The organism is Microvirga sp. VF16 (genome assembly GCF_016864375.1).
Taxonomy (GTDB): domain Bacteria; phylum Pseudomonadota; class Alphaproteobacteria; order Rhizobiales; family Beijerinckiaceae; genus Microvirga.
The window spans coordinates 858379-873021 of record NZ_CP069356.1 but is presented as its reverse complement, the minus strand read 5'-3'; the positions used below and the strand labels follow the sequence as shown (position 1 = coordinate 873021).

The 14643-nt window shown below is 60.5% G+C and carries 13 protein-coding genes and 1 pseudogene; 8 read left to right on the top strand and 6 right to left on the bottom strand.

From position 1 onward, the window contains the following. The first annotated feature begins 192 nt into the window (after positions 1–192). Positions 193–825 carry a helix-turn-helix domain-containing protein gene (locus tag JO965_RS36465; RefSeq protein WP_246777108.1) on the top strand — a complete coding sequence of 211 codons (633 nt, stop codon included), beginning with the start codon at positions 193–195 and terminating at the stop codon, positions 823–825. A gap of 92 nt (positions 826–917) precedes the next feature. Here the strand turns inward: JO965_RS36465 and JO965_RS36460 are convergent, their stop codons facing one another. Further along, positions 918–2270: a transposase gene (locus JO965_RS36460; protein WP_203445711.1), complete on the bottom strand. Its 1353-nt coding sequence runs from the start codon at positions 2268–2270 to the stop codon at positions 918–920. A 97-nt stretch (positions 2271–2367) separates the two neighbouring features. Then, positions 2368–2964, bottom strand: a complete 597-nt coding sequence (locus JO965_RS48535) for a hypothetical protein (RefSeq protein ID WP_246777107.1) — start codon at positions 2962–2964, stop codon at positions 2368–2370. 306 nt (positions 2965–3270) lie between these two features. Between JO965_RS48535 and JO965_RS48530 the strand changes: the two are divergent. After that, a pseudogene (locus tag JO965_RS48530) lies at positions 3271–3483 on the top strand (FAD-dependent oxidoreductase); the annotation flags it as partial. 62 nt (positions 3484–3545) lie between these two features. On the opposite strand, the gene JO965_RS36450 reads toward JO965_RS48530, so the two are convergent. The 3 genes from JO965_RS36450 to JO965_RS36440 form a co-directional block, all read right to left on the bottom strand. Next, positions 3546–3818, bottom strand: a complete 273-nt coding sequence (locus JO965_RS36450; protein WP_203445710.1) for a hypothetical protein — start codon at positions 3816–3818, stop codon at positions 3546–3548. A gap of 140 nt (positions 3819–3958) precedes the next feature. Continuing rightward, positions 3959–4267: a hypothetical protein gene (locus JO965_RS36445; RefSeq protein ID WP_203445709.1), complete on the bottom strand. Its 309-nt coding sequence runs from the start codon at positions 4265–4267 to the stop codon at positions 3959–3961. 83 nt (positions 4268–4350) lie between these two features. Further along, a complete protein-coding gene (locus JO965_RS36440) occupies positions 4351–4653 on the bottom strand; it encodes a DNA-binding protein (protein WP_203445708.1) in 303 nt (100 codons plus the stop codon). A gap of 661 nt (positions 4654–5314) precedes the next feature. On the opposite strand from JO965_RS36440, the gene JO965_RS36435 reads away from it, so the two are divergent. Continuing rightward, positions 5315–5632, top strand: a complete 318-nt coding sequence (locus JO965_RS36435; RefSeq protein ID WP_203445707.1) for a hypothetical protein — start codon at positions 5315–5317, stop codon at positions 5630–5632. A 159-nt stretch (positions 5633–5791) separates the two neighbouring features. Further along, positions 5792–6541 carry a peptidase gene (locus tag JO965_RS36430; protein WP_203445706.1) on the top strand — a complete coding sequence of 250 codons (750 nt, stop codon included), beginning with the start codon at positions 5792–5794 and terminating at the stop codon, positions 6539–6541. A gap of 1037 nt (positions 6542–7578) precedes the next feature. Here the strand turns inward: JO965_RS36430 and JO965_RS36425 are convergent. Continuing rightward, positions 7579–8790, bottom strand: a complete 1212-nt coding sequence (locus JO965_RS36425; protein WP_203445705.1) for a patatin-like phospholipase family protein — start codon at positions 8788–8790, stop codon at positions 7579–7581. 1029 nt (positions 8791–9819) lie between these two features. Here JO965_RS36425 and JO965_RS36420 point away from each other — a divergent pair. From JO965_RS36420 to JO965_RS36405, 4 genes are all read left to right on the top strand, one after another. After that, positions 9820–10062: a hypothetical protein gene (locus JO965_RS36420; RefSeq protein ID WP_203445704.1), complete on the top strand. Its 243-nt coding sequence runs from the start codon at positions 9820–9822 to the stop codon at positions 10060–10062. Positions 10063–10076: 14 nt separating this feature from the next. Next, complete coding sequence (locus JO965_RS36415) at positions 10077–10793, top strand: phasin family protein (RefSeq protein WP_203445703.1); 717 nt, start codon at positions 10077–10079, stop codon at positions 10791–10793. A gap of 744 nt (positions 10794–11537) precedes the next feature. Then, complete coding sequence (gene phaC / locus JO965_RS36410; protein ID WP_203446709.1) at positions 11538–13301, top strand: class I poly(R)-hydroxyalkanoic acid synthase; 1764 nt, start codon at positions 11538–11540, stop codon at positions 13299–13301. A 36-nt stretch (positions 13302–13337) separates the two neighbouring features. Further along, the gene (locus JO965_RS36405) at positions 13338–14510 is read left to right on the top strand and encodes an acetyl-CoA C-acetyltransferase (protein ID WP_203445702.1); all 1173 of its coding nucleotides are present in this window, start codon (positions 13338–13340) and stop codon (positions 14508–14510) included. The last annotated feature ends 133 nt before the right edge of the window (positions 14511–14643 follow it).

Here is a 14643-nt window from a genome sequence, read left to right as displayed (position 1 = left end):
CTAGGCATGGGTTATGGCCGCAACGGCACAAATCATCGATCTCAACGAAGTGAGGCGCCAGCGCCAGGGGGTAACGCAACCCGCGGCGCCGATGCCCGCCGTTGTGCCCGGGACTTGGGTTGCGGTATGGTTCTTCGTGCCTGTTTGGGTTGGGAATGCTTGGCCCATGCATCGGTAAGACGAGGTGTCGCCGTGAGAGATGCGCCTAAGGATCATCTCGCCGGCGTCGCGCATGACGCCGAGGGCAATCTCGAGAGTGAGGCTCACGAACTTGCCGAGATCGTCAGCAGCAATCTCAAGCGGCTGCGCCGCTCGCGTGGTCACTCCTTAGAGCGCCTTGCAAATCTCGCTGGCGTCAGCCGCGCCATGCTGAGCCAGATTGAGCTGGGGCGAAGCGTCCCGACAATTTCGTTGCTGTGGAAGGTGGCGCGGGCGCTCAACGTCCCATTTTCGGCGCTGACAAGCCCGAGTACGGGCAGCGGCACAGTGGTCATGCGCTCGAAGAATGCAAAGATCCTCACATCGGCAGACGGGAGTTTCACCTCACGGGCGTTGTTTCCCTTCGAAGCGGAGCGGCGCGTCGAATTTTATAAGCTCACCCTTGCCGCGCAGTCACAAGAAAACGCCGGTGCCCATGCGGCGGGCACAATCGAGAACCTGACCGTCGTGGTCGGCGATGTGGAGATCGAGGTCAACGGCTCCGTTTACAGTCTCCACGCCGACGACTCGATCATCTTCCAAGCCGACGTTCCGCACATCTACCGCAACCCAGGCCACGTGATGGCGATCATGTACCTAGTGATGACCTACGTGGAGACGGTCTGACAGTTCGATCACTGTGCCCCGAGTGGGCGGTGCCACACCCGGCGGGAGGCAGCGCCTTTCGGAGGGGGCCTACTAAGCTCGACTTTGGCCAATCACGCGGCGTGGCAGAGCGCGTAAACCAAGCATCGCTGAAGAGCTCGTGAGGGTTTTGGCGTTTTGTGCTGGCGTTGGGATTTGAGTAAACCTGTCTCGCGCCAGATGTCCCGCCGCACGGCGGCCAGAGCATTCGCGAAGGTCGGACGAGACTTGCGGTACCAGCTGTCGATCCAAACAGCCGTGCGGGCGCGCTGACCGAGTTGGGCCGTCAGCAGGGTTACGATCGAGAACAACCCGAACAAGCAAGGCGTGGTGCGGGCGATGGCGCGATCCGACCATTGCCGCTGGGTCTCGACACCCAGATGCGCCCGGGCCTCCTGGAAGGTGACTTCGACCTGCCAGCGCAGGATGAACCAGCGGATGATTTGCAAGGGATCTCGCATGGGGTCAGTGCACAGCAGCGCCTGCGGTGAGAAACGGCCGAGTGGATCGCGCAGCAGCACCCAGCGGATTGGAACGATGGGTCTTCCGCTATGGTGCCACACGGCCGTGGCCGAGCAGAACTCGATCGACCGATCCCCTTCACCATGCCAGCCCGGCACCGTGACGCGTCGCCAGCGCGTGCTCGTCCGCTGCAGCACATCAGACAGGTTCGGCAAGCGAGCGCCTTTGGTGCGGGGACGGCCGTTTGTTCCGGGACGGCGCGGCGGGACCGGCTCATAGAGGGCAGCATCCAGCCGCAGACGCGTGATGCAGATCACGCCCTGGCGGGACAAGGCGGCCAGCAACTCCAGAGCCGCAAAGCCCATGTCCGCCACCAGCACCAGCCCGCGCTCGGGCAGCCAGCGGCGCACCTGCAGCGCCATCTGACGCGCCCAGTCGGTCAGCTTCTTGTGCCGTTGCCCATGCTCATGGCAGTACCGTTCGGAGGGCGCCAGGGCGGTCAGGACCGGCAAGGCCCAGGTGCGAGCCGCCCACGGGATCGGAGCCAACAGCATCAGACTAAGCCAGCGTAGGCCTGACGCTTTGACGAAGTGGGCATCCGATGAGCGCACCGGATCGCGGTAGATGCCCTTGGCTGTAATGTGCTTGCCGCGGCGGCGCTCAATGGTGTCGTCAAGACCGAGGATCACCGGGCCGGCTGGGACAAAGGTGTTGATCAGCAATCCAAGGAGCAGGTGAGCGGCGCGGCGGCCATTCCATCGTGCGCGATTGAGAACGCGGTGATAATTGACGAAGTGGCGCTCACGGCTGAGGCCGGTGATGCGCAGGATGCTGGTCACGGTGCGCTTGCCGGGCGCCAGGATGGCTCCGACGAGCAGGATCTCGGCATGGAGCCAGGTCCGGTGGCGAAAGAGCGGGGCAAAGGCTACAATGATCGCGGCGAAGCGGGCGGGCAGATCCGGCATGGCGGCGTCTCTTGGCGGAAACTCCGCTAGCCTACCGCATCGTTCGCTTCGCCGCCTCGCGCTCCCAATTCACCCACCAAAATGGCCAAAGTCGAGCTTAGGCACTCTTCTTCATCGGCTTGGTCTGCGCGCCCATGGCCGAGCTCATGCCGATCAACATCATGCCGCCGCACATCATCATGCAGGGCATGCCCATCTCCATCATCCTCATCATGTTCTCGCAGCACATCTTGAACATGTCTGCTGACATGCCTTCCATCGGCATCATGGTGCAGGTCATGGAACCGTCGGCGGCCATGTCGCAGGACATCCGGCACATCATCCCGCCCATCTGCATGGGCGACATCATGTTCGGCATCATGCCGGGCATCGGCATTTGAGGCATCATTCCGCCCATCATGGGCATCATTCCACCCATCATGGGCATCATGCCGCCCATCATCGGCATCATACCCGGCATCATGTTGCCCATCATGGGCATTGCGGCTGAGCTGGTCATCTGTCCGTCTCTCATCTGCTTATCAGAATTTCGCCAGCGTTTCCGCTGCGTCAAAGAGAAGGATGAGCCTGGCACGGTCCCGCAGCAACGCATCCCAACGACGAGGCCGCTTCTTTCCTCCAATTTATTGGAGGTCGGGTCAATTGCTCGAATAAACCATCGTTTTATTGGATGCGCCTCAGCTTTAGCAGACAACCTAAGCAGTGCCGAAACAGTGCGACATGCTCAAGATCACGCCGCCGTTGGTAGGCCCCTGCATGGTGCGGGTTGGAGGTGCGTGCGTGTCTCGGGTGCGGCCCCTTCCTCCTAGGCTCTCAACACCATCTCAATGGCCTAGTTGAGGCCATGGAGGACTTGCGCGAGAAGCGCCAGCACCAGCAATTCTTCCTCTTGCACACAGGCGGATCTATCCCGGCCGCAGACCTTGGATTCTGGTGCATACGTGCTGGCCGGCAAAGCTGATCTTTCAGCATCCAACCCAGTACTGGTGCTGCACGGCGGATCGGCAGCAACATCTTCCATGGCGCTCTGACGCTCGATCACCTCTTCGGCGCCTGGCCGATGCTGGGCGACGCCGACTTCCGGGCGCCGCTGGCGGGACTGTACATGTGCGGCTCGGGCACGCATCCGGGCGGTGGTGTCACCGGCGCCCTAGGCCACAATGCAGCGCGGGCTGCTCTCGCATATAGCGGACGCCGCTTCAGAAAGGCCTGATGCGGAATATCCGGTTCGGCTCTGGCGCCAGTCTCTTCAGGCGACCTGCACCACTCGGATGTCTACTCCTGCGTGTCGAAGAACTCGGTCACGGTGTATTCTTCCGGATTGTCACCCAGGCAAACGAAGTCCAGGTAGTCCTCTGGGACCTCCTCAAGGCTTCTGATCACCCGCGGCTTTTTCTCGCCGTCGAAGTAAGGCAGCAGGCTCTCCTCATCGACATCGCCGTGGTCCTGCGACTCCAACGCATGGAGAAGGCTGTCCACATCCTCGGCGAGGACAAAAATCGCCGTGGGCTCCCCATCCGCAGTGACGTTGAGACGGTATAGCTTCATGTGTTGCAAGCCCTCCTGCATCTGTTCAGTTCCTACAAATGCTCACCAGAGAAGCTGATGGTGGCTCGAACCGGGTTAAAGAACTTAGCGGCCAAACCCACGTCGACATTGTGTGCTCGACGGCACGAGCTTGACACCGGCTAATCGGGCATGGGCATCGAAGCCTGGACCACTCCTCCACTCAGGAGCAGCCAAGGGCCCACGGCTCCTGCAGCCGTTTCGATCTCGTGACGCTCAACCCAAATCCAGACCGCAAGGTCAGCCTCGTGCGAGCGGCGCGCCAGCCAGTAGCTCTCGGTCGGGCAACGGCGCACCTCCGGGTAAGGCTGCAGGAACTCAACCACTGCCGCCAGTGCATCGTTATAAGCGCAAAAGCCTTCACCCACGCAGCCGCTGTCCAGCGGTTGCCCGGACCGTCCGACGAGTTGCCACCGGACCCGATAGGCCATCAGGAGCTCCCAGGCATCACGAGGCTCAAATTGACATACCTCCCTGTCTTCCAACAGAGCTGACGCAGTTGGCAGTCGTTAGGTTAGAGATCGTTGTCGCTCGTCAGCTGGTTGGGTCTCAGGCCCTCGTCAGGTAGCCCAAAGCTGCGCAGGCGAACGCCGGGCCCTTCACCTCCTGCAGCCTCGAGAAAGATCACGCCCTGATCCTCCAGAGCAACCCGGATGGCAGCCACAGCGGCCACCGAGGCTCCAAGTTTACCGTCTGCCTCAGCTCGCTTGATGGTCGGCAGGGGCAGACACGCGCGTCCGGCGAGTTCAGTCTGGGATAATCCGAGGAGTGCTCGTCCGGCGCGCAGCTGTGCCGGGATGATGGGTCTCTCGTACATCACGATGATCCCTTTTGCGGATCCGAAGGCGTCACCCGGGCGTAACGGTGCCAAGGCGTCATGAAAGGCTCTCTGGGCAAGAATAGAGGTAGGACGACGGTGTCCAAAGGGCATGCTGAGGTGTTCAGATGGAGCGATCCACGCTGCAAATTTGCACTGAACGCAGGCCAAGGTCCGCGTTACCGTCGATGCAGCGGATTTCTCGCATAGCGAGACAGGGCAGGGGGTTCTGATCAGAGCCCGAACGTCGCTGGAGCCGCTCTCCCCACAGCCACAGGGGCTTGCCAGGTGGCTGTGGCGTTCGCTCGCTTGAGCTGATTGGTACGATGATGGATGTCATTCCACCATAGATGACAACGTAGCCTTGCCGCCTGAGATCGCGCTCGGCCTCGTTCAGGGTTTCGAGCCATGGGCGGAGAAAGTTCAGCATGCTAGCCTCAGAACAGGAGAGTTCCTTCGGCGAAGCAAGAACTATGCCCAGATGCCCGAAAAGGCCCGCCGCTAGCGCGGGAAAGCAGCGTTGGGACCATGGCTAACCTTTCTCGTTCCACAGGCACGGCTCACCCGGGTCGAGGAGCCGTGCCGACTTGACCACGAGCAGTCAGCGTTGGGTTTGATCCCGGCCCTGACCCGAGCCCTGCGGATTCCGATCCTGGTTCTGTTGATCCTGCTGCTTCCGATCCTGTCCGCTTTGGTTCTGCTGATCCCGGGATTGGCCCTGGTTCTTCTGATCCGAACCCTGTGGGTTCCGGCCTGGGTTGTTCTGGCTTTGTTGATTCCGATCCTGGCCCTGGTTGCCTTGGTCTTGCTGGCGGTTCGTCATGGCGTTTCTCCTATCGGCGACGCCTCTGCAACGCAGCAGACGCGTCGCCGGCGGACCTTCGCGCCGAAGCAACCGACAAGCAAGCCTAAATTTTCATCTGGAACCTGCAGCTTTCAGAAGCGTTTTAGAGTCCCAACGACAGCATCAATGCTTTAGCTTACATCGAGAACACAAGAACCTCGTACAGTTTAGCTTGTATTTTTCTTGCGCTCAACGAGATCTGAGAGATCCTGATCCCATGGCGCAGACGCTTGTTGCATGACAGCGGCAGGCTCGGCATTCTCTGACCACTGGTGGCACAGATGAGGGCCGTCGATGACGTATTGCGTCGGTGTTCTGGTGGAGCAGGGCTTGGTGCTGATCGCCGATACCCGCACCAATGCGGGCCTCGATGACATCTCCACCTACCGCAAGCTCACAACGCTAGCTGTTCCAGGAGAGCGCGTCTTGGTGCTGGCCAGTGCCGGCAATCTGTCCCTGTCGCAGTCTGTGCTCGGACTTCTAACGGAGGGCCTGCGCAATGAGGAGACTGGCGAGACTGAAACGCTGCAGACGGTCCCGACGCTGTTTCAGGCCGCCCTGTTGATCGGCCGAGCCATTCGGCAGGTCTGGACAATGCAGCAGGCGGCCCTGGAGCAGGCAAACCTGAGGTTCGATGTGACGTTCCTGTTCGGTGGGCAGATCGCCGATGGGCCGATGGAACTCTACCTCGTCTACTCAGCCGGCAATTTCATCCGCTGCGGGCCGGACGCCCCTTATCTTCAGATCGGCGAGCACAAATACGGCAAGCCCATTCTGGATCGAGCGGTTCGCTACAACACAGATCTGTACGAGGCCTTGAAGATCAGCCTGATCTCGATGGACTCGACCATGCGCTCGAACATCGGGGTCGGGCTGCCGATTGACCTGGCGATTGCCCGACGCGATGCCTTTGCCTTCGAAGTGCTCCACCGCATCGAGCCGGGCGAGCCTTACTTCCATGACCTGAGCGAGCGCTGGTCGGCTGCCTTGCGAGCCGCCCACAAGAGCATTCCCCGCCCGCCATATGGAGGGGACCCCTTATAGGATCATTGAAAGTCGACTCAGCTCACGTCCGGCCATCGACCCTGCACCTTTCTCCAGATCACATGCCAACCCGTGGGGCCGCGTGTGCCTACGGTAGCAGCGACCGGTGGCTAGGGAACGTCCGCCATGGCCGGCATCGAGCATTCGAGTGCTCGACTGGTCGCGCGACAGATGAGCCACCTTTGGACCCTGTTGAGAATAAGCGATCTCAGCATAGGATCAAATTTCGGTTGAGCAGCTGCATCGCAGAGCCCGCGAGCTCCGAACTCAGATATTTTTGCGAGCGCGATTATCCCGACTTGGATTTCCTGGCAATCTTCCAGACGCGGGTCGCTACCCAGAAAAACATGAGAAAGATCATGTAAGCCTCACCGGTTAGCGCTGGGGCGGCTATACCGGACCGGCTTGGTGGTAAGGAAAGCTCTGCTCCAGCCGAAACATTGCTCCCTGGACCGTTTCTGCCAGCTGCAAAGCGAGCACTCTTGGAATTGGCTTTGGGCCTACCAATCGAACGATCTGATGGTCGACGTCTAGAAAGAATTTGCTAGTAACCCATGCCTCTGGCAGCTGAGGTGTGTGCGAGTCTACCGCTTGCAAGAATGTGATCGACAATGGGCCATCTCCTGTGCTGTCAGACACGGATGATCCCGAGCGCTTCCGTTCATGTTGTTGCGAGAAGAATGATCGGGTTGGCTGTACTGTGGTAGATCGGTCTAGGCATATGACCTATGCGGAAGTCGCACAGAACATTTCGCGCAAATCATAAACTGAGCTACTGTGCGGGCTCTCAAGCGTTCCGACCTAGTGCATCGTGCGGAAGAGTGGCCCGGTTTCCCGCAAGAACGATGCTCTCGACTAAAGAAGAGGTATCGGATGAGCATCAGTCAGGGGGCTCATGGCCTCTCTATCTCGGCTATCTGCGTCAATCATGCGTTGCACATTCCTACGTCGGCTGAGATCAGCTGCGAGGCATAGGCTCGTCAGGAACAGCGCTTGTTCTGACCCCATAAGGTCCCAAACTACTGGTCTCAGTCTGGTCAGTCGGCTTCGCCCCCGCCCGATGTGGTTCTCCAGGACAGATTGAGCAGCTTTGCCAATATTTTCTGGGACTTCTGCCAAAGCTCTCTCACGCTCAAAGACAGTGGTAAAGTGACCGGTTGTGCTCTCATCGAGGGGGACAGTCTCGCAGTCTGCGGTGGCCTTGCCGCTCTGGAAGGATCAACAGGTGATAGCTCCCAACTGCTAGAGAGCCAGCGATCTGCCGCCACCCGCCCAGCATCTCGTAGCTGAAGCAGGAAGTGCCAGTCCGAATTCAGAGCACTTGATTGGCTCAGCAAAGGGTACTCCGTCTCCGCCGAGACATGATGAAGACGCAGCTTCTGCAGTCTCTGGAGCAGACGCGATCCTTGGACCTCAGCCTCGGCGAGCTTCGTCATCGCCGCAAGAGCATCCATGTCCCGCAGGAGCGAACTGTTGAATGTAATCTGTTCCATACGCTTCGCGATTTCAGAGGCCGTTGTCGGCATGTCGGCCCCGGCCGTGGGCATGATCTGTACAATGAGGATCTCGGATGCCCGAGACCTGGCGACCAGCGGGATCAGCGGCGGATTGGCCGAGTAGCCGCCATCCCAATACGTCTCGCCATCAATGGAAACGGCGTGATGGATCACGGGCAGGCAGGCTGAGGCGAGAATGACATCGATTGTGAGATCCTTCTCCTGAAAGACGTGCATCTTGCCATCGCGCACGCGTGTTGCTCCAATCAAAAGACGTAGGCTTGGGTTATGCCTCAGAACATCGAAGTCGATTTCGTTGGCGAGAAGCGTGCGAAGCGGATTCAGGTTGAAAGGGTTGAACTGATACGGCGACAGAATGCGGGTTGCGATCGCGGCGGCAATGCCGGGCTGGATTCGGGGAGCAGCCTCACCGGCTCGCTGCCAGAAGCGTTGCAGCCGCTTCCTTGCGCCCCTTCGCCCACCGTCCGCGAGGCCTGACGCCAGGAGGACGGCATTCACGGCTCCAGCGCTTGCTCCGCTGACGGCATCGAACAAAAGATTCTCCTCCTCCAGAAGCCGGTCGAGCACGCCCCAGGTGAATGCTCCAAACGAGCCGCCACCCTGAAGAGCGAGTGACAGGGATCTCGTTTCCTGTTGACGCCCAGGACCATGACGGATTGAGGCCGATGCATGTGCCTCGACGCATTGCTCCTGATCGAATCGAGCAGACCTGACTTCAGGTGATGATCTCATCGAGGCAAACCACGCAATGTAGCATCAGGTCTCAAGGACGTGCGTTACGGTACGAGTCTGATCCGTCTTCGATCATGAGGAAATCCCAATTCAAAACGGTGATTGCCTGTTCTCGCGTCACGGTGCCTATTGCGAGTGCGCTGTTGTGCAGATGCCATTCGCGCACAGCAACGGATTGCAAAGGCATCCTGTCCGTTGCGTCGAGCAATCCCGTTAGCCAAGAGGACGGATTGTAGGATAGAGCCCTCAAATGCATAGTCAGTGGTTTCAATTAAACCGGAAGGCTGCTCGTTGAGACCTGCTTGCCATGAACACTCCTTAAAGGGCCGCAACCTGTTTGACTATTGCTTTGGATAACAGCATTCAATAAGTGCACATACCTTTGGTTGTTGATGAACGGGAACTTAGCATCCTTTGACGCGACCTATTCGTCCTGCAAGTGCTGGCGGGTTGCTTCCCAAAGATCTAGCGGAGATAACCTGCGAGCACGGGCCCGCGATGTCTGGGGGAGATCAGTTGCCTCAGAAACCACCTTTCCAGGCGACAACACGCGACTTCAAGTTGTTTCGACGGCAAGCCAGTTTCCACTGATATACGGATGGAGATCGAACGGCGTTCCAGTGCGACTTTACTCACGAAATAAGAATGACAGGACACACTTCGGAAGCACGAGATGCCATAGCCCTGCTCGGGTGCGATCTGCCGGCCATCGTCCTGTCTTCGTTGGTGGAACGATCAGAGACTTCTCGCAATGGCTGCCTGCGCACGATGGTCCGCTTTGTCGCATGACGGAGCGTGGAACCTTGGTCACCATCGACGAATTAGCCTGCGTTAAGAACATCAGAACGGGCTGCTCCGTGAGCAGCCGGGGCTTAGGGACAAGCATCCGAGCTATTGAGTAGCGGATCAACACCAGAAAGCCACCGATTGCGTACGCAATGTTTTTCGTCCCGTCGACATACAAGTGTCACATCCTGTGGCACAACCTACAACGCTTGAGACTGTCGCTTTCATCCCTTGTGAGGACCAATGACGAACGGACGGTTCAGCCAGGCTCCGCCGGACAAGGCAAACGAGCTCTTCGACAAACTTCTCGCTACCTCTGACACCGCGGTCAAAACCCGCGAGCGGCTGTTGGCGGAGCTGAAGGAAGAGCTGGAGCTTCTCGCCACCCTTCAGGAAGAACACCTCTTTCCGGTGCTGACGCGGCACGGAATGCACGATCTCCTGCAGGAGGCTATCAGCGCAACGAGGAGACGGCCGCGCTCTTAGGTGAGCTGGAGCGCATGCCCAAGAACAGTGCTGAGTTCATCAGCCAGGTGACCGCGCTGCGGAACGTATTTCAGCAGCACATCCGCGACGACAGGAAGGAGCTGCTTCCCGCCGTGCTCAAGGTTCTGAGCGACGAGGAAGCCAACGCCATGGTCGAGAGAGTGGAGGATGAGATGAAACGCGCCGATAACCGCCGGACCCGTGAGCAGACCGAAGCCGTGCAGCGCGTGACGGAGGACGTGGCCGACACGCTGCGGGCCAGCGTCGAAAATGCCCAGACCATGGCGCAAGCCATGCAGGAGGCGGTGGGGACCAGCTTCGGCGCGTTCTCGGAGCTAACCCGGCGCACAACGGGCCAGGGCCTGCAGATCTTTGGCCGTGCCGACGGTGATGCCCTCGGGCTGAGCGAAGAGGCGGCCCACAACCTGCGGGCGGCCGCACAGTCCGGTACGGTTCTGGCCCGTGGTCTCCAGGACGCCTCGCGCGAGGTGGTCGACCGCAGCCAGAAGCGTCTGCAGCGCAACCTCGATGGCCTGCAGGCTCTCGCCCGCTGCCGGTCGGTGACGGACTTCGTCGAGGTGCACAGCTCATTGCTGCGCGACAATCTGGAGCAGACGGTCGAGAACAGCCGGCGCATCGCCGAGCTCACGATCGCAATGGCCGACGAGGCCGCACGCACCATGACCATGCAGGCTGAGAAAACCGCCGCCCGGGTCAGCCGCGTCGCGTAGAATCCGATCTTAATGTGATCAGGCCCCGCTCCCGGCTTCGGCTGGGAGCGCCTGCCCATCGGCGTGCCCACTCGTCAGAAGCATGGCTAAACGCGGAATTGAGTGTCGCCACACCTCAATGGCTCATTTGCGCGACAGATCCCCAGGCCTCTCACTCGCTCATAGGTCCGGACACATCGCTCTTCCGTAAGTGGCGAAGGGTCGTTGCCACGCTGCCACGGAGGCCTATCGATCCTGATCCCATGAAGGATATCGCGTCTGCGAATGCACTGTCATATGACGATATTATGACAATGCCAGCGAAATTACTTTCCTGTTGTGTCGGCTTGCAGACAGACATGTTCCTTTCGTTGGTGTGAGGTTAGCGGCCCCAAGGTAAGACGTGATCAGGAAGGCTCATGACCGCACGAGATTCTGCGACCCACACGACGAGACGCCTCCTTACCTTGCAGGCATTTCCCAGTTTCCCCGTCATCTAGCCACATCCGTTCGTTCTGTGTCAGACCCGTCATCGGTGGCGTCGCTACTCGGCAGGCATTGCTTGGATGTGGCATGAACGTCCACCTGCTGATCAGGCCCGGGGAACGACGTTGTCATCCGCTCATGCTCGCAGTGACGCGGTGACCCGGCATAATCCACTTCGCATCAGGGCAATAACGACTTGCGTCGAATCCGGGCAACATCAGGAGGCTGCCTTTGACCACTGACAGACAATCCGGGGCCGTGGTGAATTCGGGATTTGCGATGACGGATCCCTACCGCTTCGCAGGCAACATGGCCCGTCTGGTGACTGAGGCCGGCAAGGCCGCAGCAGCCTACATCCAGCCGCAGATCGGCACACTTGGACCGCTGGCGCAGGCTGACAATGTCACACCGGCTCTACACACCTTCGCACAGGTGCAACAAGCTTTGGTGACTCAGCCGGGGACCCTCATCAAATCCCAATCCAAACTCTGGCAGGCTTACCTCGATCTCTGGAATTCGTCGGTGCGCCAGACGCTGGGCATGGGTGATAATGAAGTCGCTCCTTCCAGCACCAAGGATGCCCGCTTCAAAGATCCGGCCTGGACCGAACACCAGTTCTTCGATGCCATGCGGCAGTCCTATCTCATCACCTCGCATTGGGCCGAGCAGCTGGTCGATGCAACCGAGGGGCTCGACCCGGAAGCACAGCGCAAGGCCCGCTTCTACATGAGGCAGATCATCAATGCGCTGGCGCCATCGAACTGGGTCTTCACCAATCCAGAACTCCTGCGCGAGACCTTCGCCTCAGATGGCGAGAACCTCGTGCGCGGCATGCAATTGTTGGCCGAGGACATCGAGCGCGGGGGCGGGCAGCTCAAGATCCGCCAGACCGATCCGACCCAGTTTGAGGTCGGGCGCAACCTGGCGATCACCCCAGGCAAGGTGGTCTATCAGAATGCCCTGATGCAGCTGATCCAGTATGCACCCACGACCGAAAAGGTGCTCAAGCGGCCATTGCTGATCGTACCGCCCTGGATCAACAAGTTCTACATCCTCGATCTCAATTCAGAGAAGAGCTTCATCCGGTGGGCCGTGGATCAGGGGCACAGCGTCTTCATCATCTCCTGGATCAACCCGGATGAGAGCCTCGCGGCCAAGTCGTTCGAGGACTACATGCGCGAGGGCATCCTCGAGGCTTTGGACGCGGTCGAGCAGGCCACAGGCGAGACGGCCGTGAACGCCATCGGCTATTGCGTCGGCGGGACGTTGCTTTCGGCCACTTTAGCCTACATGGCGGCAATGAATGATACCCGCATCAAGAGCGCGACGTTCTTGACCACGCAGGTGGACTTCAAGCAGGCCGGCGACCTGAAGGTGTTCTCGGACGAGGAGCAGATCCGAGCGATCGAGCGCGACATGAGCCAGTGCGGCTATCTCGACAGCAGCAAGATGGCCACAGTCTTCAACCTGCTGCGCTCCAACGACCTGATCTGGCCCTACATCGTCAACGTCTACCAGAGGGGCCAGGAGCCGCTGCCGTTCGATCTGCTGTACTGGAATTCGGATTCGACCCGCATGCCGGCCGCGAACCACAGCTTCTATCTGCGGCGCTGCTATCTGCAGAACGATCTGTCAGAGGGCCGGATGGAGTTTGGCGGCATCCAACTCGATCTCTCAGCCATCACGCTTCCGGTCTACCACCTCGCAGCGCGCGAGGACCATATTGCACCACCGCAGTCGGTGTTTGCCGGAGCAGGGCGCCTGGGCGGCCCGGTGACCTTCGTATTGGCGGGCTCCGGGCACATCGCCGGGGTTATCAACCCGCCGTCTCGCGGGCGCTATCAGTACTGGACTGGCGGGGCGCCCGAGAATTCCCTTGAGAGGTGGCTTGAACAGGCGGAGGAGCATCCCGGATCCTGGTGGCCGCACTGGCAGGCTTGGGTCGAGGCGCAGGACCGCAAACGGGCCAAAGCACGGGTAATCGGCGCGGGCAAGCTCACCCCGATCGAAGATGCGCCCGGCCGCTACGTGCGGGCAGCTTGAAGCAATTTCCTGCACAACACCATGAAAGAGGATCCCATGACTTCCATCGTCATTGTCGGCGCGGCGCGCACCCCCGTCGGCTCGTTCAACGGCGCCTTCGCCAACACGCCGGCCCATGAGCTCGGCGCGGTTGCCATCAGGGCGGCCCTCGAGCGCGCCAAGGTCGAAGGCGGGGACGTGGACGAGGTCATCCTCGGCCAGATCCTCACTGCCGGCCAGGGCCAGAACCCGGCCCGGCAGGCCGCCATGGCCGGTGGCGTGCCGCAGGACAAGACCGCCTGGGCGCTCAACCAGCTCTGCGGCTCCGGCCTGCGCACGGTCGCCATCGGCATGCAGCAGATCGCCAACGGCGATGCCAGCATCATCGTGGCCGGCGGCCAGGAATCGATGTCGCTGGCGCCGCACGCCGCGCATATGCGCGCCGGCACCAAGATGGGCGACTTCAAGCTCGTCGACACCATGCTGAAAGACGGCCTGATGGACGCCTTCAACGGCTACCACATGGGCAACACCGCCGAGAACGTGGCCCAGCGCTGGCAGCTCACCCGCGAGGAGCAGGATCAGTTTGCCACCGCCTCCCAGAACAAGGCCGAGGCGGCGCAGAAGGAAGGCCGCTTCAAGGACGAGATTACGCCGGTGACGATCGCGACCCGCAAGGGCGACATCGTGGTCGATCAGGACGAGTACATCCGCGCCGGCACCACCGTCGAGTCTCTCGCCAAGCTGCGGCCGGCTTTCTCGAAGGACGGCACGGTCACGGCCGGCAATGCCTCGGGCATCAATGACGGCGCGGCCGCCATCGTGCTGATGACGGAGGCCGAGGCCGAGAAGCGCGGCCTGACCCCGCTTGCCCGCATCGCCTCCTGGGCGACCGCCGGCGTCGATCCGGCGATCATGGGCACCGGCCCGATCCCGTCCTCGCGCAAGGCGCTGGAAAAGGCCGGCTGGAAGGTGTCCGATCTTGAGCTCGTCGAAGCGAACGAGGCCTTCGCGGCCCAGGCGCTCGCGGTCAACAAAGACATGGGCTGGGATCCGTCGATCGTGAACGTGAATGGCGGCGCCATCGCCATCGGCCATCCGATCGGCGCCTCGGGCGCCCGCGTGCTCGTGACCCTGTTGCACGAGATGGGCCGGCGCAACGCCAAGAAGGGCCTGGCCACTCTCTGCATCGGCGGCGGCATGGGCGTCGCCATGTGCCTCGAGCGCTAAAAGCTGCCTCGCGCCAAAAAACTTGACGAGGCTCCGGGAAATTCCGGGGCCTCACCCTTCCCCGTTCTGTCAAATATCCTAAGCTATGTTGTGAGGCGGTTTGAAACCGATCGTCTCACGACGAATGGATCCC

What these genes read in the sequence shown, in the direction of transcription:
- JO965_RS36460 (WP_203445711.1), bottom strand. Translation starts at nt 2,270, where the DNA reads ATGCCGGATCTGCCCGCCCGCTTCGCCGCGATCATTGTAGCCTTTGCC.
- JO965_RS36450 (WP_203445710.1), bottom strand. Translation starts at nt 3,818, where the DNA reads ATGAAGCTATACCGTCTCAACGTCACTGCGGATGGGGAGCCCACGGCG.
- JO965_RS36445 (WP_203445709.1), bottom strand. Translation starts at nt 4,267, where the DNA reads ATGGCCTATCGGGTCCGGTGGCAACTCGTCGGACGGTCCGGGCAACCG.
- JO965_RS36440 (WP_203445708.1), bottom strand. Translation starts at nt 4,653, where the DNA reads ATGTACGAGAGACCCATCATCCCGGCACAGCTGCGCGCCGGACGAGCA.
- JO965_RS36430 (WP_203445706.1), top strand. Translation starts at nt 5,792, where the DNA reads ATGACGTATTGCGTCGGTGTTCTGGTGGAGCAGGGCTTGGTGCTGATC.
- JO965_RS36425 (WP_203445705.1), bottom strand. Translation starts at nt 8,790, where the DNA reads ATGAGATCATCACCTGAAGTCAGGTCTGCTCGATTCGATCAGGAGCAA.
- JO965_RS36420 (WP_203445704.1), top strand. Translation starts at nt 9,820, where the DNA reads ATGACGAACGGACGGTTCAGCCAGGCTCCGCCGGACAAGGCAAACGAG.
- JO965_RS36415 (WP_203445703.1), top strand. Translation starts at nt 10,077, where the DNA reads ATGCCCAAGAACAGTGCTGAGTTCATCAGCCAGGTGACCGCGCTGCGG.
- phaC (WP_203446709.1), top strand. Translation starts at nt 11,538, where the DNA reads ATGACGGATCCCTACCGCTTCGCAGGCAACATGGCCCGTCTGGTGACT.
- JO965_RS36405 (WP_203445702.1), top strand. Translation starts at nt 13,338, where the DNA reads ATGACTTCCATCGTCATTGTCGGCGCGGCGCGCACCCCCGTCGGCTCG.